This window comes from Segetibacter koreensis DSM 18137 (genome assembly GCF_000374045.1).
Taxonomy (GTDB): Bacteria; Bacteroidota; Bacteroidia; order Chitinophagales; family Chitinophagaceae; genus Segetibacter; species Segetibacter koreensis.
The window spans coordinates 310,113-334,435 of the sequence record NZ_KB893326.1 but is presented as its reverse complement, the minus strand read 5'-3'; the positions used below and the strand labels follow the sequence as shown (position 1 = coordinate 334,435).

Sequence of the window (24,323 nt, the reverse complement as noted above, 5' to 3'; positions counted from 1 at the left end):
AAGACTTAATTATTAAATTTTAAAAGATAATAATTGTATTAAAAATATTAAAACTGAATCTTTTGAACCGGTGAAAAAATCATGTCTTCAACACCGGCAATTTTAACTCCAATACGACCAAAAACATAATTTTGAGTGGGTACGATCGCCGGTACCGTTACATTTAAAGTTATATTATTTGGATCAGCAATATCTGCCCCGCCCAGGTCTATGGCTGCAATATTATCACCGCCAGAAACAAACTGTGTTTTATTAATATAAAGCGAAACTCTCTCTATATCTTTTTGATTTACAGAATCAGTGACAATCTTTTCTACTTTAAAAGAAGCTGAAACACTACCTGCAGAACCCGTGATTTGAGGGTTTCTGATCATATAAAAAGGTGTAACCTCAAGGTCTAAAGTCTGGCTACCTTTTAATGTGATAGCCAGGGAATCTGGCGCACCTGTAGCGGTCTGCTTCCACATAAAAGGGCCCTGACCACCAGGGATAATTAACTTATAATCACCGTCGAAAAGAAGAGCAGAATAGCTACCGTCCTGAGCAAAAGAAGAAGCAATGGCGCCAACTTTACCAAAACCGTATTGGTATAGTTCGTAAGGCACCTGGTCTCTTTCGACCCCAATTGAATCGCCCTTATAAACGAGGCGTCCTTTCAAGGTAGACGAAGGAGCGTCGTAGTTATCTTTTTTACATGAAATAACTGCAATGGATAACGTTATTAAAACAATATAATAATATCTAATTTTCATGATGAGCAATTTGATAAATGAAAAGCTTATTGGTTTGGTTGTCTTACTATCTTAGGATTCGCTGCCCGTATATTATCGTTGATTGTAGAATAATAGTTTCCGAATTGAAACCTGTTAGCACCAGTAACAACCGCAGGGAGAACTTCCTTAAAAATCCATTTACCGTTATTCGGATTTCCCGGGTTGTAATATTTATAAGACCATAAACCCCAGGGCTGCGTATTTCTTTTGGTAGCTTTGCCTATATTGCTAACAAGATCAGCCTTAGTCATTGGTGTACCGTCCCACACAATGTGTGCTATTCTCCACCGCTTCATATCAAATAAGATATGACCTTCAAAAGCCAACTCAACCCGACGCTCATGAACAATACGGTCGAATGTAATATCTGTGACAGCTAACGGTGTAGTTAATCCTGCCCTTGCGCGTACCTGGTTCATATAACCCGCCGCCACAGCAGGTTGACCTAATTCGAACGCAGCTTCTGCTGCATTCAATAAAACTTCAGCGTATCTGTAACGAATAAATGCCACTTCGCTGCCTCTGCCTCTTCTTCCTGAACCAATTGTAGGATCAAGGTATTTTCTGATATAAAACCCGCTTTGCGATCTTGCTTCAAGGCCGTTAACCGTACCGTCGGAACCAACAACCTGCACGGGATTGGTTGTGCCGGGTAATGGCTTCTGGTTTACGTAATTGTCGCTGCTGATAATACTTCCGTCAGCTAACTGGTAACCAGCCCAAATATCCACTCTTTTACCTTTGAAGAGACCATTGGGTAAAAGCACAGTACCTGCAAGGCGTGCATCTCTTGCTGCAAAAGCATCAAGTTGATCTGCATAATAAACAGGATTACCAGAAACATCTGTAGTTTGAATAGGTACATAGGTGTTATCGAGTCTTTCAAAGGATTGTACAAGGTTTAATGAAGGATTCAAACGGCCGGCATCTGAACTACCGTTTTCATCTGAAATGGAAAAAGGCTGATCGTTTACTGTGAAACCGTGCGTTCTCCCTCCGACTTTAAAATCCTCAATAAATATCGACTCCTGGTTAACACTGCTTTTATCTAAAAAGATAGCAGCAAAATTGTCTGAAAGATCAGGTAAGACTTTATATAATTGATAAGGTCCAGCATTGCCATTAATAATTTCCTGGGCAGCTTTTAAAGCAGTAGTATAATAACCGTTTGCCATAGTTGCTGGTATGCCAACTTCACCTCCCGGCAGCGATACCTGGGGAGTGTTTGCTCCATACTTTGCTATAGATGCTGCATATAAAGCAGCCCGTGCTTCCATAGCCAGCGCTGCAGCTTTGCTTGCTCTTGACTTTACGTTAGCGTCTGCGGGTAATTTGTCTTTAATCGCTTCTGCTTCACTGATTATAAAATCATATACCTCAGATTCTTTTGCTCTCGGTACCTGCAAGGAAGTAGCGTCACCCTTATAATCATACTGCAAAGGATTTGTAATCAGGGGAACACCGCCCATCCTTTTTACCAGTTCGAAATAATAGTTAGCCCGAAGAAAACGGGCTTCTGCTAAAAACCGTGATTTATCAGACTCTGTCAGTTGTGTTGCTGCACTATCTCTTTGAATAAAGAGGTTAAGATCACGTATATATGCATAATCCCAGGTGGCCCACTCTCCATACCCCCAGCCTGTTCTTTGCACGATGTAATTACTTCCATTTTCTGAAGGAAAACTCTCACTAAAATCAGTAAAAGTTCTCCAACCCGGTGTTCCATCTGAATATCCGTCGAGGCTGGTAAAATCTACCTGCCTGTTATAAAGATCACCTAATATAGATAAGACGAGAGCAGGATCTGAAAACGCAACTTCATTAGGAACAATCTGGATAGGAGGAATATCTAAAAACTCACTGTCTTTTTTGCAGCCCCATGCACCCAGAAGGAGGCCAGACATTGTTATGAATAATAACTTTTTCATTGAATTAATTTATACTCTGGATTTTTTTAAAAAGTGATATTGATGCCCACGTTAACAACTTTGTTTTGAGGAAACTGAAGGCCATTGTCATCTGAAACTTCGGGGTCGACACCGTACTGCTTAAGATTATCGAACGAGAACATGTTATATGCATTAAGATACACTCTTGCCTTTTGTATTTTAACCTTGTTTAAAATAACAGATGGCAATTTATATCCTAACTGTATAGTTCTCGCCCTGACATATTTAACATTATGCAACCAAAACGTAGAATTCCAATGGTTACCATCCGGACCACCATAATCACTATGGCCATGCCCAGGGTTTACCCTGTTTGCGGGATATTTGCCTGGTATCCAGGCACTGTTTACATCAAAAAGATCAGCCCGATGCCATCTATCTTCAAAAATGGTATTTAAATTTCCGTTATTCTGAAAAGCCCAGCGAGTTTCCCAGTTTTGAAACCAGGTATATCCTGCCCCTCCCGAGAAATCAGCATTAAAATCAAAATCTTTATACATTAGCCCGATTGTAAAGCCAAAGTTTATGTTTGGTTGGGTGCCATAGCCAAAGCCAATCGGTCGCTCATCATAATTATCTATCTTACCATCACCATTTACATCTCTGTAGATAAGGTCGCCGGGAATTAATGTACGGTTTCCTTTACCATCAATATTTACCGGATAATTGTTAATCTGTTCCTGCGATGTAAATTGTCCGTCTGTTATAAAGCCCCAGTCAATATGCGAATACCTGTTCTCAGTAGAATTACGGTATTGATCCCATGAATTAAAGAAAAGCGGATTATAAGAATTTAAGGATTTAGCACGGGTATACGACACATTTCCACCGACATTAAAATTTACTTGGCCGACTTTTCCGTTATACGCCAGAGACATCTCTTCACCGTACTGCGCATCGCTGTTAATATTCTCCTGAGGTAAACTGTAACCAATTTCAACAGGCACCAAAACATCATTTTTATTGCCAAGCAAACCAGTACGCTTTCTATAGAAATAGTCAAAAGAGCCGCTTAACTTTCCTTTTAACATGGTAAAGTCCATTCCTATATCTGTTATCTTGCTTTTCGACCACGATATTCTCGTTGTAGGTACACCTTTATCCCGTGAAACAGTTACTGCATTTCCATCAAGAATAGCAGTTCCCTGGTTATAATTATATCCTTCGAGATAAGCATAAGGAGTAACGATAGGAAGAGTGGCATTTGAAGGATTTCTATCATCTCCTAATACACCATAAGAACCTCTTAATTTCAAATCGCTTAGTATATTTTTATTACCAACCAATTGTTTCATAAAAGGCTCTTCTGTAATTCTCCAGCCTGCAGAAACGCCGGGAAAATAACCAACCTGGAAACCAGGCGCAAACAGATACGAGGCATCACGACGTGCTGATGCTTCAAGGAAATACCGGTTTGCATAATTATAAGTTACACGACCGATATAACCTATACGAGACTCTGTATTATCCTCGTCCTGGTATTGATCCATAGTAGGGAAGTAAATAAGAGGCAGGTTGTTTGAAATAGGTGAAGCGTGAAGCCAGTTCCTGGTGCGATGATTTTTAATTCTTTCAGAAACTACTGTAGCACCTATGGTATGTTCACCGAATGTATTGCTATAATTTAATTGAAGCTGCGCGTTGGTATTTATCTGTTTAATCTGCTCACGGTCTCTCCAGGGGTTGGTGCTGCCTCCCGTAATATCATAATTTTTAGTATCAGGGTTATAGGTATAAGCATTATACGTGTACTCCTGGTTATTTTCTAACTCGTCAGCTATGTAGTAAGAATAAGCTCCTCTTAAGGTTAACCCTTTGATTCCAGGTATCTCATAGTCTGCATGAAGAATAGTTTGCAAAACCCTCCAGTCGCTGCGGAATTTACCGGAAATTTTTTCATTAAGAAAAGCATAGTTTGTTTCTGTATGACCAATGTTATTCAGGTAATTTGGATTATCATTAGCATAAGGTCTTTCGAGTGGTGTATTTCTTAATACAGCAAACCTTGCCAAAAAGTAATCATCTCCCCCAGGCACACCTGGGTTTTCCCTGCTCTCAACCCGTCCGTTCATATCAACACCAACCTTTAGCCGATTAGATAACTTTGCTGTTACATTTGACTGAATATTTGAACGGTTAAATTTATACTCTCTTCCCAACATAGAATTTTGAAACAAGTTGGTAGCAGAAACGTAATAAGTAACTTTATCTGATCCTCCGTTGATATTTATGTTTACCGAGTTTTGCGGAGCATTTTTTCTAAGAACATATTTACGCCAATCAAAGCTTCTATAAGCGGGATCAGTGCCCGCCTTGTACTTATCCAATTCAGATTGAGTGATGTTGGTGCTGCCATTCGTATTTACTTCAGCCTCTGCGCGGTATCGCATGTAGTCGTATGAATTATTAACTACATTGGGGAAACGATACCAGTTTTGCCAGCCTGAATAAGCATCTATATTAATGGTATTACGGCCGGTTGCACCTTTTTTTGTAGTTACCACCACTACCCCGTTTGCGGCACGAACTCCATAAATAGCTGCCGAAGCATCTTTTAAAACGGAAATGCTTTCAATGTCATTCGGCGCAAGGTTATTAAACTGGCCTTCATCCTGTTGAATACCATCGATAACGTATAAGGGAGTACCCATATTACGTATCTGGATATTTGCAGATGCACCAGGTCTGCCTTCCGGCATACGAAAAGTGACTCCGGCCAGTTTACCAGCCAGCCCTGTACTAACTGTAGAACCTCCATGTACACGGTCTAAATCTTTACTGGTTACAGTTGCAATTGATCCTGTTAACGAACCTTTCTTTTGCGTACCATAACCTACAACTACTACTTCACCCAGTGCCTCACTGGTTTGCTGCAGCCTGATTATTAAACTGGTTTGTGTGCCCACCCGTACTTCTTGCGGAGCATAACCAACCGATGTTACTACCAGAACAGACCGTGGGCCAGCAATATTCATAGAAAAGCCACCCGTAGTACTGGTTGCTGTAGAATTTTTAGTTCCTTTTTCTGTCACGGTCACCGTTGGTATTCCAACTCCGGCGCTGTCTACAATAGTGCCGGTAATAGGTATTTTAGTTCCAGACTGTGCGAAAACAGTATGTAAAGAAAATAACAGAAAGCCCGGTAAAAGCAGTCTTTTTTTTCTCCATAGAAAGGATAAGTGTTCAATTAATTTCATAACAGGTTTTATTTTGAATGATAGGTCCGAGTGAAAAATTTATCTTGACCAAGAATTTTAATATCAAAAGGAATGTGAAGGCAAAAAGTATAAAAAGAAGGAGCTTTGCTGGATAAATACATTTGGTTTCGCAATTAGTTAGCAATGAAACAACGAAGACAGCATGAAAATCAACAATGCTGCAACAGCAACAAAGATTTTTAACAGTTTTACTGCTATTAATCATTTGCGAAATAAACGATTTTAATGATTACTTAACACTATTTGAGGCAGGTTTTATTAAAATAAATTTTTTTCCCTCGCATGTCTATTAATCATAAAGTACGACCAATAATAAAAGATCATCATTTTTAATGATCCAACTTTAGAAAGAATACATAGTACAGCGGCGCAAAAGAAAACACTATTTACAGAAGCGACTTGAAATTTTTGATAAGAGTATTGAAATAGAGTTCTTAGACCATTAATGAAGGGTTGAATTGCCGATAAGACAGCCACTATTAATAATATAAAAAGAGGCCGTCTTCTCAAGGTGGCCTCCTACAAATCTTAAGTAAAAAGACTTACTACTTTAAAAAGTATCCAAGAGTTAATTGAAAACCATAATTTTTATACTTTCCATCTCCTGATGCCAGATTGCGTAGACTGCCGAGATAACCTGCATTTACAAAAATTCCGTTAACGAATTGAAGCCCCCCTGTTACATGGGCACTCACATCCATACGGCTTAAGCCTGCACCACCCTTGTCTTCTTTTTTAAAAGCTTCAACACTTTCATTTACAGCAACAGGTTGCCCGTCTTCACCTTCTACAAATCCTGTATATTTCATCTTCCCACTTAAGCCATAACTTAAAGAAGGCCCTGCACCAAAATAAACTTTCGCAACTTTTAATGGAATTGTGTATACTACATCCAAGGGCAGCTCAAGGTAGTTTAATGAAGTTTTCATCTTGTTGGTTTTTCCTGAGTTTTCAAACTCGATACTGTTCTTCTTTTGAAGATAGTTTAAAGAAGGCCGAAGACTTAAGTTACTTACTAAAGGAACATCTGCAACTATGCCTGCTCCAAAAGCCGGTTGTAAAGATTTTTTGGCGTTCGGAATTTCTGTAGACTTAAATGAAACACTGCTTGCATTCCCGATAATTTGACCGCCAATGCGAACCTGGCTAAAAGCAGCCGTAGTAATAATAAAGGTTGCCAGTACTAAATACATCTTTTTCATAAACATTTAATTTGTGTTGGTTTTTTAAATTTGATTGCAAAAAAAATGTTGAAAAGAGCAAGTGACAATCGCATAAATATGTGTGTAAAGACGAACGGCAAATAACTTGTACCAACGAGACTAAAATGAGGAAGAACGGAGTAGAAAAAAGGCGGATTGCGAAATTGATGACAAGAGTTTATTTGAAACAGAATGGTAAATACAATAATAAGAATAAGAGTCAGTTTTTATTCTTAGCAGTTATATTGGTGTTGATGACCAACTTAACAATACTTAATAATATAATAAAATCAAAAAAGAATTCACAATAAGTTTAATAATCATTTAGAACAACTGCCTTTACCTTTATGCAAAATTTTAGAATGAAAACACAAAAAATAGTAAAGTTTATTGTCCTTATAGCATTAATAACAATCACACAAAAAGTTTTTGCACAAAACCCTGAAAATTGGACAAGCAAGCAATTACTTGAGCCTGCAGACCTGGCCCGGGTTATTGAATCAGGAAAAGACGTACCCATAATAATCAGCGTAGGACCAGGAGTTACTATTCCAAATTCTATTGCAATCGGAATGACAAAAGAAAAGGAGAACGTAGATACCTTAAAAGCCAAATTGCAGTCAATGCCAAAAGATGCAAAAATTGTTATTTATTGTGGTTGCTGCCCTTTTGAACATTGTCCTAACGTAAGACCAGCCATTGCTGCTTTAAAAGATATGAAATTTACAAACTACTACCTCCTCGATCTGCCACATAACATTAAAGCGGATTGGATAGATAAAGGTTATCCTGTAGTAAAACAGTAATTAATATGTTGCTTTAATAAAATTAGTCCTCAAATACAATTTTCTGACAATAGATGAACAATCAATGGAATCAGCTTTGAAATAACTTCGAAGAACCACAAGTCTTCTTGACAAATTTAGTATTTCATAATATAAAAATTATATTAAAAACTTCCATCATAGTTTTCACAGCAAATTCACATGTTGTGTATAAACTAGTATAGAATTTGAGGCGTTATTGATTATATTTGATTACAAAGGAAAAGGTGCTGACAGGTTTACCAACATCAGTGCTATTAATAAAAAAATAAAATCCATAGAAAATTTGACAGAAACTATTATTAATCTCGAAACAGTTAATCCTATTGAATTTTTTGGTGTAAACAATGGAAAACTGGATCTCCTTAAAAAGAAATTTCCCCTATTAAAAATCTTAAGCCGGGGAACACAGATAAAACTAAGCGGTGCACCTGAACAAATAGAAACAGCCAAAGAAAAAATTGATTTGATTCTTCAATATCTTGAGCGAAATGGCCACCTGAGTGAAAATTATTTTGAACAAATACTGGGAGGCGATGATGCAGAGGTTATTGACAATTTTGTCGATCGAAATCCAACTGATATACTTGTATTCGGGCCAAATGGCAAAACCGTAAGGGCAAGAACGGCAAATCAGAAAAAAATGGTACAGGCAGGTGACAGAAACGATATTCTTTTCGCCATTGGTCCTGCAGGAACCGGAAAAACTTACACCGCTGTAGCAATGGCGGTAAGAGCTTTAAAAAACAAGGTGGTAAAGAAAATAATTCTTACCCGCCCCGCAGTAGAAGCAGGAGAAAATCTTGGATTTTTGCCCGGCGATCTTAAAGAAAAAATTGATCCTTACTTACGTCCATTGTATGATGCTCTAGATGATATGATACCTGCCGACAAGCTTGGCTACTATATGAGTACCCGCACCATAGAGATCGCACCATTGGCTTATATGCGCGGACGTACACTGGATAATGCTTTTATTATTCTTGATGAGGCGCAGAATACAAACGACCTTCAGTTGAAAATGTTTCTGACAAGAATAGGTGCCAGCGCTAAAGCAATTATAACAGGTGACCCGACCCAGGTTGACTTACCTAAAAACCAAAGAAGCGGGCTGGAAAAAGCAACCCGTATTCTTAAAAACATTGATGGTATTGCACACATAGAACTTGATGAGGAAGACGTAGTTCGTCACAGGCTTGTAAAAGCAATTATAAAAGCATATGATCGCGATAAAGAAACCGAACAGGTGCACGGATTTCATGGCAACAACAGGTAAATAAACCAGGAATAATTCGAAATATAAAACACAAAGGCTGCATACATTTGCAGCCTTTGTCAATTTAAACAGTATAATTCTTATTAACCGAATTTTTGTTATTTTTTTAATTTATCTCTAAATGAAATATCTATTAACAATTTTTGCATGTCTTTTCGTTTTTTCCTGTACAAACAAAGAAGATGAATTTCATAAACCTGAAAATGCTTTTGATGCGGGAAGAGAATTTATAGAGCAATCATTGAAAGGAAAATTCAATACGGCTAATAAATATATGCTGCAAGACCAGGACAATCAATACTGGCTGAATAAATGGAAGCAGGAATTTAATAAAATAAGTGAGCAGGAAAAGGCATCTTACAGCAAGGCTTCCATAAATATTTCTGAAGTTGATGATGTAATACCAGATAGTGTTACCATCATTCATTTTAGCAATTCATTTAAGAACATACCTCAAAAACTAAAAGTAATTAAATATAAAGGTGATTGGAAAGTAGATTTTAAGTATACCTTTTCCGGGAACCTTTAAAAAGTCTTTTTCTTTACGACATCTTTCAAATATTTATACTATTAGCCCCTGATTTACTTCTTTTTCTGATTTTAGAAGCTAAAAACGTAATATTGCAGCCTTAATATATGCAATAGCGTCTTGGTTTTATTTGCTGTAGCAGTATATTTTATACAGGTAAGCAATTTATTAAAAAAAAGAACATTTAAACACTATATGAATACAATACAAAACGTTCTGCACCCATGGCATGGAGTAGAATGCGGAGAGCAGGCACCAAGAATTGTGAATGCAGTGATAGAAATACCGCAGGGATCAAGAGCAAAATATGAAATAGATAAACCAAGCGGTCTCTTAAAGTTAGACAGGGTAATTTATTCATCTTTTTACTACCCCACCAATTACGGCTTTATCCCTCAGACCTATGGTGATGATAAAGATCCTTTAGATATTCTTGTTATATCAAGCTTAAGCATCGTACCAATGTGCCTTGTTACTGCAAAGGTGATAGGTGTAATGCAAATGATCGACGGCGGTGATGCTGATGATAAAATTATTGCTGTTGCAGCACATGACCCTTCTATTAATTACATAAATAATATAGAAGAATTACCAAAACATTTCTTTGGTGAACTGCGTCACTTTTTTGAAGAATACAAAACGCTCGAAAATAAAGCTGTAAAAGTCGAAGAGTTCCAGGACAAAACCATGGCATTAAAGATTATTCAGGAGGCAATGGACTTATACCAGCAGACTTTTAAAGCTGGCTCTGTTGCGGCAAATAAAATATAGCTTCATTACTGTTGTGCTTCTTTTGTTATCAGGAAGAAGCACAACAGAAAAAAGCGCGCTTTCACATTTATTTCTAGAAAAGAAAAATCACCTTTATTCCTTTAGTATCTTTTACATCTCCTATGTAATCAATCGATAATTACGGTTTTAATTATCCTCTTTACTGTTTTCAAATGATGTGTTCTTCCGCCATTATCAAGGTGTACGATGCCTAGTTTATCGATCGCATCAATTCTCACCTTGCCCGAGGCATGAATAATAGTATTTGAATCGAGCAGAATTCCCGTATGGGTGATCCTTCCGGCTTCGTTATCAAAAAAAGCAATGTCCCCACATTTTGCATCCTCGAGATCTTCAACTGTTTCTCCCTGGTCGGCCTGTTGATAAGCGTCTCTAAATAACGGAAGGTTCATGCATTGAAAAACCTGTTGGGTAAAACCACTGCAGTCAATTCCAAAAACCGATCGTCCTCCCCACAGGTAGGGAGTATTTAAAAACATAAATGCAAACTTTTTAATCAAACTGTTCGTAATCGAATTTGAACTTGGATTAATATAAATACCATTGTAGGCAAGATTATATTTTGCGGCTACGCCTTTGTCAGTTAAAAAGGTCAAAGAGCTTGCAAAAGGAACATACATGGATTGTCCGTGTATTAATATTTTATTAACCCACTCCCCTGCCAGCCGTTTATTCTCAGAAAATATTTCTACCTCTGTTTCTTGGACCTGCGTTTGCTGGCACCAGCCTTCATAACTATCATACAGTACTCTTACCCTAACAAACTCGTTTGATCTTTCCAGTAATTCACATTTTTCCCCAAACAGCAATTGGCTCACCTGCTCACTTCTGTGTGAAGCGTCTGCCCGTATAGGACAAACAGGAACCATACAAATTAAAAAAGCCATAATAATAGTGTTAAAAGCATTATGGAAAATATCTTTAGCAGCATCTCATTTAAAAAATTACTTACCTTAAAGCGTGGCTAAAGATGCATTTGCACATATCGAAGATAAAGAACTCCTAACTAAGTTTTATTGTGACCGGAATAATGAATGGTTAGGAATTCTTCTTAAACGATATACAATGTTATTACTGGGAGTCTGTATGAAATATCTTAAAGATGAAGAAGAGGCCAAAGATGCGGTACAGCAAATATTTTTGAAAGTAATAACAGAAATACCAAAATATAAAGTTGAGTTTTTTAAAAGCTGGTTATATATGCTGGCTAAAAATCTTTGCCTCATGAGAATTCGAGACAGGCAGGGACGTACACCAATAGAACTGACAGATGATGTAGTTGCTTATGAAGAAATGAACATTAAGACTGAGCTATTTGAAAAAGACAAGGCACTTTCGTTAGTCGAAGAAGGGCTAAGCGAGCTGAATGAGGAGCAAAGGTTATGTCTGAAATTATTTTATTTTGACCAGAAATCATATCAACAGATAACAGACCTGACCGGATATAATGTGTCACAGGTAAAAAGTTACATTCAAAACGGAAAGAGAAATTTAAAATTAATTGTGGAGAAAAAAAAGCTGAAAGTAAATGGATGAATGGAAAGACATATTATCACATAAAGAAGGAAAACTAACAGATGAAGAACTGCTAAGATATCTACATGAAAATCTGCCGGAAGAAGAGAAAAACTCTTTTGAAAAAAAACTTACAGGATCTTTTGAGACTGATGCTGTTGAAGGTTTGCAGCAAATAAAAGACAAAGAAAAGTTACACAATCACGTGCATCAATTAAACCAGAAACTACCTCACCTGTTGCGCCACAAAAAACAACGGCTAAACAGAAAACGGCTAAAAGATCTTCAATGGTCTGTACTTGCTATTCTCATTCTCCTGTTTTTGTGTATAGTAACATATGTGATTATACGAATGCATGTGTGAGCAATAAATAAAGCTTGACTTTTTTAACAACGAGTAGACATAAGGTTGAATAATGCCTGTGGTAACAATCTTGAGGAATTTACGTCCTATAACTATTAACATTTAACTTTTCAGCGACTGTTAATTTTAAGTTAACTAATAATGCAGGTAAAATGGTTTGAAGAATAATTTTTACTATTGATACGAAATTACTCGTATATGGCAAAGCAGGTTAAACCAACAGAGGGAGAATTAGAAATTTTACAGGTGCTTTGGGAAAAAGGTAAAGCAACCGTAAGAGAAGTGCATGAAATAATACTACAATCAAAAGATGCAGGTTATACAACTACACTTAAGCTAATGCAGATTATGTTTGAGAAAGGCTTGGTTACCAGAGACGATTCTGCAAAAACCCACATTTACCAGGCAAATATTAGTAAGGAAAAAACACAAAGTCAGTTTGTTGGCCGAATGATAAACAGTCTTTTTGGAGGTTCTTCTTCTCAATTGGTAATGCAGGCGCTTGGTAGCCAGTCACCAACCAAAGAAGAGATTGATGAAATACAACAATATCTCAATAATCTGAAAAAGCAGTAACATGTTACAGTTAACCCAGTCACCTTTTCTGCAGGCTTTGGGGTATACTATCATTAACAGCCTCTGGCAGTTTGCAGGTTTATGGCTTATATATGTATCAATTCATACTCTTTTAAAATTATCTTCTCAAAAAAAATATTTAGCTGGCCTATTAATACAGTCGGTAGGTTTCATTGGGTTTACAGCTACCTTCACTTTTTATTTGCGGCGTTTTATTCAATTACAGGAAATCTACTTTTTAGAGCAGAAAAAAATATCTTTTGCGTTAACTGTAAATAATGGGTTAACAATCAGAGAAAAATTTTTTGCGGGAATTATTCACGGCGAACGTCTTCTACCCTATTTATCTGTTGCCTACCTGCTGATACTTTTATTGTTATGTCTCAAATGGGTTAGGGTTTATAATATCACCATATCGCTTAAAACAAGAGGAATACAAAAAATTGAAGCTAACTGGCGATTATTTGTAAAACAACTATCGACTCAACTTGGTATAAAACACGAAGTGAAAATTTACCTTTCTGAATTGGTGCACACTCCTTTGACAATCGGCTTTTTAAAACCAGTTATATTAATTCCAATAGCAAGCCTTAATCACCTGACTACACATCAACTGGAAGCAGTGATTCTGCACGAACTTGCACATATAAAACGTTTTGATTACCTGTTTAATCTTTTTCTTGCCTTAATTGAGATTACACTGTTTTTTAATCCTTTTATGCATTTAATTAACAGGCACTTAAAACGCGAAAGAGAAAATTGTTGTGATGACTGGGTTTTACAATATCAATATAATCCAGCTTCTTATGCCAATGCCTTACTGCAAATAGCAACTTTTCAATCTTCACCTTTATTAGCCCTTAAGGCTGCAGATAACAAAAAAGTATTGCTTAACAGGATAATAAGAATGATTGAAAAAAAGGATAAAACCTTTTTCAATTACAGATACCAGTTGATGGCTTTATTGGTTATGTTAACAGTTTTAGGATCACTCGCCATATTGTCGGCAAATCATCATATAAACGCGTCAACCGTTTCAACTTCCCCCAGACAAGTAATTGCAAAACCTATGATGGAAATTGTACATAATCCTTTGTATAATCCTGATTTTTTTATTGCACCTTTTTCAGAAAAAATATTAGTTTCTAAAAAACAGGCAACTGAAAAAGTTTCAAAAAACAACATTTCGGATAATTTATTTCCCCTTGTCAGCAGGGGTACAAAACTTAATAACAACAGAAAAAATTTGCGTAGGCAAGTACCTGCAGAAGCAAATCGTGCATCATTAAATGATCCGGAATTTCCTGCTGCAGAAAACGTAGAAAAAAACATTGAAGTATTAAACCCGGTATTAGATGAAGTTAAATTTAATGTTGCGGCAGAAAAAGATCAGGAAGTAGCCCTGGCAGAAGAACAACTTAAAGAACTGGCCCAACATGTGTTTGAAGAAAACAAAACATTACTTGACCAAAAAAGGGTTATTGCAGAAATAAAAGCAGCTTTTGATCAATTGAAGAACATTAAAATACAACTGATAAATTCAAAAACTGAAATAACCTTAGGAGAACATGCGAAAAGAAATGCTGCAAAAGTAAACCAGGCAAGAATAAGGTCTGAATTTGCTTTCGGCACCATGAATAAATTAGAGCATCTAGCGAAAGAATTACAATTGCGGGCAGAAAAAGCAGAAAAACAAAGAAATAGAGAAGCTGAAAGAAACCCTCGTTTTTATTATAACAATAATTTAAAGATGCCTGCAGTTATTTATAATCTTCCTTTCATTGAAGAACCACATAGTTTTTCTTTTGAACTTTCAACAGAGCCAAAGGCCGCACCGGGCACCTTATTTTTCAAACCAAAAGGAGGAAAAAAGATTGATAAAACACCTGTAGAAGATAACAGTAGTTTAAAACTGAAAAGTGCTAAACCTTTTAATTTAAATGAACGAGAACAAAGACTCTTTGAAGAAGAAGCTAATCATTTTGTAATTATAAGAATTTAACGCGCTGAAAGTTGAACTCGCTACCATAAATTTCTTGGGCACCAGTCTCCAAATTTATTTCCTAAAAGGAAACCTACAACAATTTCATGAGAGCCATTACTTACTGTATTGAGTCGCGAAGTGGTAATGTCGTATGAATAGCCTATGTTTAGTGCATTACTTATATTTATACCAACCATAGCAGAAAAACTGTCCTGGTAACGGTAGCTTCCTCCTACCCAAATAAAATCTTGGTATTGAAATTTAGCATTGATATCAAAACTGACCGGTGTTGAAGAAATGTATTTTAATAAGCCACTGGGAAGAAAAGTAATATCATCTGTAAGGAAATACTTGTAACCTGCCATTAAGAAAAGATGGGGTAAAAGTCTGCCTCCTACAAGCTTCACAGTATCTTCTGCAAATTTCAGTTTGGTAGGAATAATATTTTGTGCTGAAAGACCAACAAAATAATCAGCAGAATATAAGTACAAACCCGCATTTATATCAGGACTTATTCTATTTAAATAGCCGCTTCCCGCAACTGCCGGATCGACAGGGATATCAAAAGAAAGTTTACTTGCGTTGAGAGAGGTATTTTTTAGTCCCGCGGAGATACCTGCCGAAATACTTGTTTTTGGAGAAATACCCAAATGATATGCAAACGTGCCGTAGGCAGCAAAACGATTTAAAGGTCCTGTACGGTCGTTTAATATAGTTAAACCAATTCCTGCGTGCGGGTCTGCCTTAGTATACTCTTGCCAATAGGCTTTCCCACGGGGATTTTCTCCCGAGGCATGAAAACCTGTAGCAGTTTCCCGCTCGTAATCACTTTTTTTGAGTGGACCATGAATAGTTAAATAAGTGGTAACAGGCGCTCCTTCTATGCCGACCCACTGGTGCCTATGACTGATTTTTACATCAGTATAATTTTCTATTCCAGCAAGCGCCGGGTTTAAGATATAGCCATTTAAGATATATTGCGTATAATGAGGTAGTTGTTGGGAAAAAGAAGCAATCCCTACACAACACGCAATAACACTCAGTAGCTTTCTTTTCATTATTTAAAATTAAAGGAATTCGAATAAATGTATTAGAAACGGTTTTACAAGGAATGTTAGTATTTCAAGAATGATAATTAATTTTTCTACATGTCTTTCCTGTTTTTTCTATTTCAAAATAGTTAAAGAGCCACTATAGGGTCTTTTACCATTACCTGCATTTATAATATAATAGTAAACACCTACCGGTAAAATGCTCCCATTATAACTTCCATCCCACGGTTTACTGTAACCTGTTGAAGAAAATACAATTTTTCCGTACCTGTTAAATATCTGTACCGTACAGTTGCTAAAAGATTGCAGCGAAGGAATATTCCAAACATCATTTATGCCATCACCATTTGGTGAAAATGCTGTAGGAATGATTGGAGCAGTAAGAAAAGAAACCAGTACACTTCCATATGCAGTACATCCTTCAGGAGTGCTAACTGTGAGATTGTAGGTAATATCTGCTGATGGAGTACTTGTTGGAGTTTTTATATTGGCATTATCAAGCCAGGTACCTGGAGACCAAAAATATTTGGAAATATTACCTATTATTTCCGGCTCCAGCTTTATTGAACCACCTTCCAGTGAATAAACCTTTGCCGGTAACTTAATGGTTGGGTTCTGTACAACTTCAATAGTTTGTTCAGCTGAATCTTTACAACCGTCATTGGATGTAAATGTATATTTTATGGTTGAAACACCTGCACCAGCAGTCGAAGGATAAAAATGTCCATTTGGCAAAACACCTTTTCCTGAAAAAACAAACATACCTGTAAGTCCTGTTGTCTCCCGTGCCTGGGTAATTGTGTAAGCACTGTCACTTAAGCATATACCCGGAATAGTAGAAAAAGTAACTTTCGGAGATGGTTGTACAGTTATTGGCAATACTTTTTCACCTACACAATTTATTCCTGAAAATGCACGCATTTTTATATTGTAGGTTTTTTTGGTTGATAATGAAGAAGAGTAACTATGAGAATATACCTCAGCTGCAGAAGGATTATTGTCGGTATCAAATGTACCAGGCGCATTATCAGCATCCCATACAATTTCAATTTTTGTTATCACTCCCGGAGTTACGGTAGAATTATTTTGAATAAGCACCTTGGAATTACTGCAAATGACTGAGCTGTCTAGTACGGTAAATGCCGCCTCCGGAACTCCATTTACGGTAAAAGGTTTTGTTACAGTAGAAGAACATCCTGTACTTGAAGTAGTTGTCAGAGAAATATTATAGTAACCTGGTGAAGAAAACTTGTGCTTTGGATTTTGGTCTGTTGCTGTATTAGGATTTAAAGCTGTTGCATTCTGATCGCCGAAATTCCAGCTATATGTTAAAGCGCCATCTGAATATCCGGGAATATAACTGCTGTCAGTAAAAGTAGCAGCAGGATCATTTACACAAGCTACAGGCGATATGAAATTTGCAACCGGTGCTGCATTAATAGTTACTGTATGTCCAGTTGTATCACTTTGGCAACCGTTGGCATCTTGCACAGCAAGTTGTATAGTATAACTTCCGGGGTTTTGATAAGTTTTCGGAAAAGAAGCTCCATTTTGATTGTTTGCTGTAGTTCCGTCACCAAAAGTCCAATACGAGTTGGTAATATTTCCTGACGAAGACGATGATTGATTATTGATCGTTACCGCTTGTTTTTCACAAGCAGAGGCTGCAACAGTAAAACCCGCTGTTGGAGCTTTGTTTACAGTAATCGTTTTTTGAATAGTATCTGACATACATCCGGATGCTGATTTTATATAGAGAGTAACAATATAAGGGCCCGCTGATGGGAATTTTTTTACCGGATTTTGAACATTACTGGTAGAGCCGTCGCCAAAATTCCAAAACCAGGTGTTTACAGAACTTTTAGGGGCCGAACTGGCATCAGTAAACGCAACACTATCTCCTTCACAAACTTTTGTTGTACTAGCCGCAAAATCGGCATGAGGTTGAGCGTAAATGTTTGATAAAATCTTTACAGAGTCTGTAGAACATCCAAAAACAGAAGTGGCTTTAAGATTTACATTAACAGAATCGGCAGTCTTATAAACATGTGCGGGACTTTTCTCTGTAGACGTTACTCCATCACCAAAATCCCATACATATGTCAATGAATTTTCAGTACCATCATTTATAGTAGAAAGATTAGTAAATTGAGCTACTCCGGCAGGTAAACAGACTCCAGGCATACTAAAGTCTACAACGGGACTAGAATGTACAGTAATAGTTTGGGAGGCGATATTGCTTTTACAGCCTGCAGCATTTTCTACTTGTAGATTAACACTGTATGCTCCAGGGGTATGATAAATTGTGGATGGTGACGCATTTGTGCTATTTGTAATGGAATCTCCATTTCCAAATTTCCAATTCCACTTTGCGATATTACCTTGCGATATAGTTGACAAGTCAGTAAAGCTGATTACATTGTTTACGCACTCAGGCGCAGTAAAACCAAATTTAGCCACCGGCGGTGAGGCGAGCGCAAAAGGCATTGTCGTATCAGCGAAGCAACCAATGTTATTTATAGAAGTGAGTTTTACATTGTATGTTCCGGCATTCTTATAGGTTTTTGAAGGATTGGCAACGGTATCGGTAGTTGCATCTCCAAAGTCCCATTTCCACTTTATAATCGCATTACCATTACCGTTTGAAGCATCGGCAAATTTGACAGTGTCAGTAGCACAACCAGCAGGTGCAATTGAAAAACTGGCTTTTGGGGCTGTAAACACTTGCACATCGTAGTCTATTTCCTGTTCACCATTACAACCATCACTGCTTTGATTGTTGGCAAAGATTTTAACGGGGAAAGTGCCTGTAGCGCTATACGTCAATGCAACTTTCAGTCTATAAACATATAAAGTTTTTCCGTCGGTAATATAACTGCTGTCAGCTACAGGATTATTTTCTGTAATATTTTGAGACGGGGTAAGGTTTTGAAGATTACCAAAATCCCATACCAGTGAAGTTGGCTTATATGGTAATGTAACAGCCAAAAAGAAAGGAGTATTGCTGCAGGTAGTAGTACTTACCGCGTAAGGATTTTTAACACTTACGAATTCATGCAAATTTTTAATGTTGGTACCGGCATTATATCCATATGATTCCTTTACGCCGTACCCATAGGCTATTGCATTAAAACCCGAATCGGCCTTGAGACTATGAGAACCTTGCTTTACGGGAAATACCGCATAAGAAAAAGCGGGATCTGCCGGGTGGGTTTTGAAAGCAGAGGGAGAACTTGCACCATCAAGAGTAAAGCTGTTAACAGCCGAAGTTTTAATAACAACATTAATATAGTGGGAAGTTATTTGGTAATGGCTTGTTGAGTTTAAAGTGATCTTATCAATAGTTTGTTCAACGGGGCTTATATAAATCATCTCAGGATCTCCTTTTCCATCTGACACGTTATTACATGCATCTGCCGAAGTTATATACTGGGCAACCATAATAGGTTTATCCGAAAGAATGCTTTTTGGAGCATTCGCCATTATCTCGTAGTAGAAATTATTTATAAGATTAGTGGCGCGAACTCCATCTATCGTTACCACAGTTGTAGGGTCACTTACCGCAATTCTGAAATAATTATTCGAAAGCTCGGAAGTAGGAACAGTCAGAAACTTTTTTCCCCACACGTTTTGTGGAAATGCCTGCTGAAATAAGTTATCAGATGATGGAAAAGTGCTATAATCACAGGCGATCGACGAGCGGCCGCTTCCCGAGTAAACTGCTATCCTCTTACAACCGGCACTTCCTGTACTTATTGAACGAATTCTTGTTCCTGAAAGATCCACTCCATCATTTCCTGTAGTTGCACCCATTACATTAAAGATCTGCCCTTTATTGAGCGCAACAGTAAAAGGCTGACCGGCAGCATGAGTTTGCGTTTTAGCAGAAGGCGTTATTTCAACAAGCGTGTTATCTTCAGTAGCGATAACAAACGCCCAGGAGTTTGACTCAGGAGCATTTGTTTTTTGGGTAAAATTCAAAGAATAATAATCCTGGCCCAATGTGTTTACAGGAAACAACAAAGAAGCGCCGGAAACACTCGTACTATAAATATGTGCATATGCAACAATAGGATTGTCACTGGTTATATGAATACCGGCATTGTATACCTGCTCTGAAAGTAATCTTGCATCCTGTGTTCCGCTTTTTGGCATAGCATCAGACTCCGTTACGCTATTGGCGGCAACCTGGTAGGTCCTCGACCATCCTATTCCCGGTATGTCTACTTTGACTGTTGCAGCGACATCTGAGGTAAAGTAAAGGACCATATCCTGCGGGTTAGCTGAGTTTGTCATTGACTGATGGTATCCATACCCAACCCAAAACTCTTTGCCCTTATTTGAAAAGTCCTGAGCCTTACCAAATAAATAAACAAACAGCAGGAAAATTACATATATAAGCTTTCGCTGCATAGAAAGAAAAATACTGCTTTTCGTACACAATTTAAAACATTAATAAATAAAGATATGCCTGGAAACGGGAACGGGCTTTTGGTCTTTATTTAGAAAATTGTCGTATTAAATTCAGAGAATTTGGTCCCTCGCACAATATCAAATCAATTATACTCAAGTTAGGGTGAAATCCCGTACGATCTTCAAAAACCTGCGAATAATAGGGAAACGTTTCTTCAACCTTTTGAAAAGATTTAGGCAAAAAATAGTTCCGGCAATCGTCCTCAACTGAGTACTCTAAATTAAACTCTTCAGTAAATGCTATTACCGGATTAATTCTCAATGTGTTGCAAACCCAGTTTAAAATATTAATATTAAAAGAAAACAGGTTTTCTTCCTTTGAATAGATAAGATCTTTTATATCCTGAGAATAATAATTGAAAAAAGGAGCTTTACTATATGCTGAAAGTAAACTACGCCAGTGCTTTGTTTGCCAATCAGTTGAGTTGTCAATTCTAACTTCTTTTATTAGTGTTTTCTGTTCACGTCCACCTACTACCGGAACAGTGAGATTTTGAATACCATTTGCTCCCAAAATAATATAACGGTTTCTAAAACTCATCTTTTGGAAACTCTCACATTGCTCTATTTTTATATATTTATACCGAATTAACTTTTCAATGTAACCAACACACGGAAAGCATTGACATTCAATAATTAAAGACATACTAATTAGAATTAAAAGACTAAGTTAAGATGCGCTCATTAAACTTGCTGAAATAATAATAATAACGCACGTTTTATATTTAAGTTAATATATAAGAAACAACAATTAAACAATTGAATTTTAACTAATTGTACTATAAATATTAAAACTAAGATATTTAGAAACATAAGCGCGCCCTTATTTATATTTATATCACCTTCTCGCCTAAATAACTTAGCAACAAATATAGTCCCTTTTTTACCGGCTTGTCGGAGCTTCCATAGAAAGTGCTTATTTTGCACCAAATTCTTTAATGAAAAAACTGCTACCTCTTCTTCTCGTAATCATTATAATATTTTGCTACTCCTGCAAAACGCCCCTGGCCTTTCAGTACAGGGATTTAAAAAATTTTCACCTCGATAATTTTGGTTTGAATAAATCAAGAGTATCTATGGACTTTGTTTTTTTTAATCCTAATAGTTTTCCGGTAGATTTGAAAAAGGTGGATTGTGACGTTTATCTTGACAGTAGTTATGTAGGAAAATTTTTATTGGATACTACTATGCATATCGGCGGAGCAACAGAGTTTACCCTGCCTGCCAGTTTAGATGTAGAAATGAAAAATGTGTTGAAAAATTCCCTAAACCTTTTAATGAGTAATGAGGTTCTGATTGGAGCGCGCGGAACAACTCGTATGGGTAGAGGAGGATTTTACCTTAACATCCCTTTCCGTTATGAGGGGCGGCAAAAATTGAATATATTTTAATTACTATTCAAAAGGAGAACAAATAGGAAAATTGTTAATAAGATTTCTCTAACAAAAAATATTACGATTTCATTTACGGCCAAGCCTTAAATTGAATCGAATAACTCTTTCAATTATTTCTACTGAATACAAAATACTTTTTAAAACAATTGATGCGTTACAAAAATTTAGGCCTAAATAACTGCGAGGAGTATATCAGATTATAAAAAAAGAGGCGTCACGCGTGGGAACACTCCTACAGCTTTATAAGTATTGTCGCAGGACTATTAGAGTGCGCTTGGGCTTAAAAATTAAAATATTATTAGTTACGGGATTGATCATTAATGATTTATTCCCTATTATTTAAAGTAATGATAACACAAAATACTATACAACAAATAACCAACAGAATAGATATAGTAGAGATAATTGGTGAATTTGTTAAGTTAAAAAAACGTGGAGTGAATTACCTTGGCAACTGCCCTTTTCATAATGAAAAATCTCCTTCATTTACTGTTTCACCCTCCAAAGAAATTTACAAGTGCTTTGGATGCGGCAAAAGCGGTAATGCGATTGGGTTTATCATGGAACATGAGAAGTATAGCTACGTAGAAGCTTTAAAATGGATCGCAGCCCGTTATAATATTGAAATTGAAGAAACCCAAACGACACCGGAAGTAAAACAACAACAAGAGGTTGCTGAAAGTCTTTTTATCTTAAACGCTTTTGCACAAAAACATTTTTCAACTAACTTAACAGAGACCGAAGAAGGCAGAGCTATTGCTCTTACTTATCTTAAGCATCGGGGTTTCAGAGACGAAATAATAAAAAAATTTCAAATAGGATACAGTCCTGAGGCAAAGGATGATCTTACCCGTGCACTTATTACCAACCAATTTAATATTGAATATGCTCAAAAAGCCGGACTGGTAGTCGTCAGAAATGATCAGGTAATGGATAACTACCGCGGCCGGATCATTTTCCCCATACACAACCAAAGCGGCAAAATTATCGGCTTTGGTGCCAGGGTGATTAAATCTAATGATAGAGCACCAAAATACATTAACACACCTGAGAATGAAATATATGTAAAAAGCAAGATCCTATACGGCACTTATTTTGCCCGGCAAGCTATAAACAAGTACGACGAATGTTTACTGGTTGAAGGGTATACAGATGTAGTGAGCCTTCACCAGGCTGGAATAGAAAATGTGGTTGCAAGTGGTGGCACTTCATTAACAACAGACCAGTTACGCTTAATAAGAAAGCATACTAGCAATCTTACTATTATTTACGATGGAGATGCTGCCGGTGTAAAAGCGGCCTTAAGAGGGCTTGATATGGCCATTGAGGAAGGATTGAATGTAAAACTTGTTCTTATACCTGACAATGAAGATCCTGATAGTTATGTAAAGAAAATTGGTGCAACATCTTTCCGGGAATTCGTAGACGTAAATAGAAAAGATTTTATTATTTTTCAGTTGGAGGTGATGTTAAAAGATGCTGGAAATGACACTTCCAAACGTTCCACCGTAGTAAATCATGTAGCTGAGACATTAAGTAAGTTTAATAAAGCTGAAGATTTTACAAAACAGCAAGACTATGTGAGGCAATGTGCCAGCATACTTAAAATAGATGAAGGAGGCCTTACTAACCTTGTAAATAAGCTAAAACGCGAAAGAATAACAAAGGAAGAAAGCAGGCAAATCGAAACTATTCCATCGCCGGCTGTAACTGAAAATGATAGTGTTGCACCAAGCGACACATCTTCTTTACTTGTCGATGACGAGTACCAGGAGCGTGATCTGGTGCGGGCTTTACTCGAGTACGGGTTATTGCAATGGGATGAGGAAAAAACAATGGCGGAGTATATATTTGAAGAACTCGAGCATTATCACATTGAAAATCCTGATTTAGAAAATCTTTTCAACGTATATAAAGACTATTATTATAAAGGTTTGCAGCCATCTGCAAAGACCCTTTTATACCACGAAGACCCAACCATAAGGAAACTTGTTATAGACTTAAGCGTACAGAAATACGAATTAAGCCCTAACTGGGACGCTAAAATGGAAGGAATGAACATAAACAACCGGGATATCAGCAGGCAGGATGTGCTTATGAGCCTTAACTATTTTAAGCTTAGAAAAATAAAAAAGATGTTTGATGAAAACCAAAGAGACCTTGAGAAAGCAAGAACGTATGAAGAACAAATAGACATGATCAAGATACATAATGTTCTTAAAGTTGAAGAACAGAAAATTACGCAGCTGTTAGGAACAGTGATTTTTAAATAAGAACTTCTGAAAAAGTTGAAGAAAAAATACCTTTTTCTGAAAGTAATTACACCACCCAAGGAAACATAAGATGGACTTAAAAGTGCCTTAAATAAAAAAAGTGCATCCAATTTGAATGCACTTTCCTAG

18 protein-coding genes are annotated in these 24,323 nt (G+C 37.0%); 10 read left to right on the top strand and 8 right to left on the bottom strand.

Features of this window, described 5'->3' with window-relative positions; genetic code table 11:
• Positions 1-47: 47 nt before the first annotated feature.
• The 4 genes from B154_RS0112800 to B154_RS30700 all read right to left on the bottom strand — a co-directional run bounded on the left by B154_RS0112800 (position 48) and on the right by B154_RS30700 (position 7,142).
• Positions 48-752, bottom strand: coding sequence for a DUF3823 domain-containing protein (locus tag B154_RS0112800; protein ID WP_018614653.1), 705 nt, complete (start codon positions 750-752; stop codon positions 48-50).
• A gap of 26 nt (positions 753-778) precedes the next feature.
• On the bottom strand, positions 779-2,701 hold the full coding sequence (locus B154_RS0112795) for a RagB/SusD family nutrient uptake outer membrane protein (protein ID WP_026260165.1): 1,923 nt from the start codon (positions 2,699-2,701) through the stop codon (positions 779-781).
• A gap of 26 nt (positions 2,702-2,727) precedes the next feature.
• Complete coding sequence (locus B154_RS0112790) at positions 2,728-5,919, bottom strand: SusC/RagA family TonB-linked outer membrane protein (RefSeq protein WP_018614651.1); 3,192 nt, start codon at positions 5,917-5,919, stop codon at positions 2,728-2,730.
• A 566-nt stretch (positions 5,920-6,485) separates the two neighbouring features.
• Complete coding sequence (locus B154_RS30700; protein ID WP_169337664.1) at positions 6,486-7,142, bottom strand: porin family protein; 657 nt, start codon at positions 7,140-7,142, stop codon at positions 6,486-6,488.
• A 362-nt stretch (positions 7,143-7,504) separates the two neighbouring features.
• Between B154_RS30700 and B154_RS0112770 the strand changes: the two genes are divergently transcribed.
• From B154_RS0112770 to B154_RS0112755, 4 genes are all read left to right on the top strand, one after another.
• On the top strand, positions 7,505-7,948 hold the full coding sequence (locus tag B154_RS0112770) for a rhodanese-like domain-containing protein (protein WP_018614648.1): 444 nt from the start codon (positions 7,505-7,507) through the stop codon (positions 7,946-7,948).
• A gap of 217 nt (positions 7,949-8,165) precedes the next feature.
• A complete protein-coding gene (locus tag B154_RS0112765; protein ID WP_018614647.1) occupies positions 8,166-9,242 on the top strand; it encodes a PhoH family protein in 1,077 nt (358 codons plus the stop codon).
• 121 nt (positions 9,243-9,363) lie between these two features.
• Complete coding sequence (locus B154_RS0112760; protein WP_018614646.1) at positions 9,364-9,771, top strand: DUF4878 domain-containing protein; 408 nt, start codon at positions 9,364-9,366, stop codon at positions 9,769-9,771.
• 195 nt (positions 9,772-9,966) lie between these two features.
• Positions 9,967-10,542 carry an inorganic diphosphatase gene (locus tag B154_RS0112755; RefSeq protein ID WP_026260162.1) on the top strand — a complete coding sequence of 192 codons (576 nt, stop codon included), beginning with the start codon at positions 9,967-9,969 and terminating at the stop codon, positions 10,540-10,542.
• A gap of 128 nt (positions 10,543-10,670) precedes the next feature.
• Here B154_RS0112755 and B154_RS0112750 read toward each other — a convergent pair whose 3' ends face one another.
• Entirely contained in the window at positions 10,671-11,450 is a 780-nt protein-coding gene (locus B154_RS0112750) for a C40 family peptidase (RefSeq protein WP_018614644.1), read from the bottom strand.
• A 73-nt stretch (positions 11,451-11,523) separates the two neighbouring features.
• Here B154_RS0112750 and B154_RS0112745 point away from each other — a divergent pair, with 73 nt between their 5' ends.
• From B154_RS0112745 to B154_RS0112730, 4 genes are all read left to right on the top strand, one after another.
• Positions 11,524-12,099: an RNA polymerase sigma factor gene (locus tag B154_RS0112745; RefSeq protein WP_018614643.1), complete on the top strand. Its 576-nt coding sequence runs from the start codon at positions 11,524-11,526 to the stop codon at positions 12,097-12,099.
• Positions 12,092-12,442, top strand: a complete 351-nt coding sequence (locus B154_RS0112740) for a hypothetical protein (protein ID WP_018614642.1) — start codon at positions 12,092-12,094, stop codon at positions 12,440-12,442. The genes B154_RS0112745 and B154_RS0112740 overlap by 8 nt, the downstream gene beginning before the upstream one ends.
• Before the next feature lie 198 nt (positions 12,443-12,640).
• Positions 12,641-13,018 carry a BlaI/MecI/CopY family transcriptional regulator gene (locus tag B154_RS0112735; protein WP_018614641.1) on the top strand — a complete coding sequence of 126 codons (378 nt, stop codon included), beginning with the start codon at positions 12,641-12,643 and terminating at the stop codon, positions 13,016-13,018.
• Between the two features lies 1 nt (position 13,019).
• Entirely contained in the window at positions 13,020-15,020 is a 2,001-nt protein-coding gene (locus B154_RS0112730; protein ID WP_018614640.1) for a M56 family metallopeptidase, read from the top strand.
• Positions 15,021-15,040: 20 nt separating this feature from the next.
• Here B154_RS0112730 and B154_RS0112725 read toward each other — a convergent pair whose 3' ends face one another.
• The 3 genes from B154_RS0112725 to B154_RS0112715 all read right to left on the bottom strand — a co-directional run bounded on the left by B154_RS0112725 (position 15,041) and on the right by B154_RS0112715 (position 21,173).
• Complete coding sequence (locus tag B154_RS0112725) at positions 15,041-16,060, bottom strand: PorP/SprF family type IX secretion system membrane protein (RefSeq protein WP_018614639.1); 1,020 nt, start codon at positions 16,058-16,060, stop codon at positions 15,041-15,043.
• A gap of 108 nt (positions 16,061-16,168) precedes the next feature.
• On the bottom strand, positions 16,169-20,467 hold the full coding sequence (locus B154_RS0112720; protein ID WP_018614638.1) for a T9SS C-terminal target domain-containing protein: 4,299 nt from the start codon (positions 20,465-20,467) through the stop codon (positions 16,169-16,171).
• 85 nt (positions 20,468-20,552) lie between these two features.
• Positions 20,553-21,173 carry a WbqC family protein gene (locus tag B154_RS0112715; RefSeq protein ID WP_071595282.1) on the bottom strand — a complete coding sequence of 207 codons (621 nt, stop codon included), beginning with the start codon at positions 21,171-21,173 and terminating at the stop codon, positions 20,553-20,555.
• A 292-nt stretch (positions 21,174-21,465) separates the two neighbouring features.
• On the opposite strand from B154_RS0112715, the gene B154_RS0112705 reads away from it, so the two are divergent.
• On the top strand, positions 21,466-21,918 hold the full coding sequence (locus B154_RS0112705) for an LEA/WHy family protein (RefSeq protein WP_018614635.1): 453 nt from the start codon (positions 21,466-21,468) through the stop codon (positions 21,916-21,918).
• Positions 21,919-22,268: 350 nt separating this feature from the next.
• Entirely contained in the window at positions 22,269-24,194 is a 1,926-nt protein-coding gene (dnaG, locus tag B154_RS0112700) for a DNA primase (protein ID WP_026260160.1), read from the top strand.
• Positions 24,195-24,323: the final 129 nt, after the last annotated feature.

Bases quoted from the DNA above. Each gene is read 5' to 3' on its own strand.
- B154_RS0112800 (WP_018614653.1), bottom strand. From the start codon at position 752: ATGAAAATTAGATATTATTATATTGTTTTAATAACGTTATCCATTGCA.
- B154_RS0112795 (WP_026260165.1), bottom strand. From the start codon at position 2,701: ATGAAAAAGTTATTATTCATAACAATGTCTGGCCTCCTTCTGGGTGCA.
- B154_RS0112790 (WP_018614651.1), bottom strand. From the start codon at position 5,919: ATGAAATTAATTGAACACTTATCCTTTCTATGGAGAAAAAAAAGACTG.
- B154_RS30700 (WP_169337664.1), bottom strand. From the start codon at position 7,142: ATGAAAAAGATGTATTTAGTACTGGCAACCTTTATTATTACTACGGCT.
- B154_RS0112770 (WP_018614648.1), top strand. From the start codon at position 7,505: ATGAAAACACAAAAAATAGTAAAGTTTATTGTCCTTATAGCATTAATA.
- B154_RS0112760 (WP_018614646.1), top strand. From the start codon at position 9,364: ATGAAATATCTATTAACAATTTTTGCATGTCTTTTCGTTTTTTCCTGT.
- B154_RS0112755 (WP_026260162.1), top strand. From the start codon at position 9,967: ATGAATACAATACAAAACGTTCTGCACCCATGGCATGGAGTAGAATGC.
- B154_RS0112750 (WP_018614644.1), bottom strand. From the start codon at position 11,450: ATGGCTTTTTTAATTTGTATGGTTCCTGTTTGTCCTATACGGGCAGAC.
- B154_RS0112740 (WP_018614642.1), top strand. From the start codon at position 12,092: ATGGATGAATGGAAAGACATATTATCACATAAAGAAGGAAAACTAACA.
- B154_RS0112735 (WP_018614641.1), top strand. From the start codon at position 12,641: ATGGCAAAGCAGGTTAAACCAACAGAGGGAGAATTAGAAATTTTACAG.
- B154_RS0112730 (WP_018614640.1), top strand. From the start codon at position 13,020: ATGTTACAGTTAACCCAGTCACCTTTTCTGCAGGCTTTGGGGTATACT.
- B154_RS0112725 (WP_018614639.1), bottom strand. From the start codon at position 16,060: ATGAAAAGAAAGCTACTGAGTGTTATTGCGTGTTGTGTAGGGATTGCT.
- B154_RS0112720 (WP_018614638.1), bottom strand. From the start codon at position 20,467: ATGCAGCGAAAGCTTATATATGTAATTTTCCTGCTGTTTGTTTATTTA.
- B154_RS0112715 (WP_071595282.1), bottom strand. From the start codon at position 21,173: ATGTCTTTAATTATTGAATGTCAATGCTTTCCGTGTGTTGGTTACATT.
- B154_RS0112705 (WP_018614635.1), top strand. From the start codon at position 21,466: ATGAAAAAACTGCTACCTCTTCTTCTCGTAATCATTATAATATTTTGC.
- dnaG (WP_026260160.1), top strand. From the start codon at position 22,269: ATGATAACACAAAATACTATACAACAAATAACCAACAGAATAGATATA.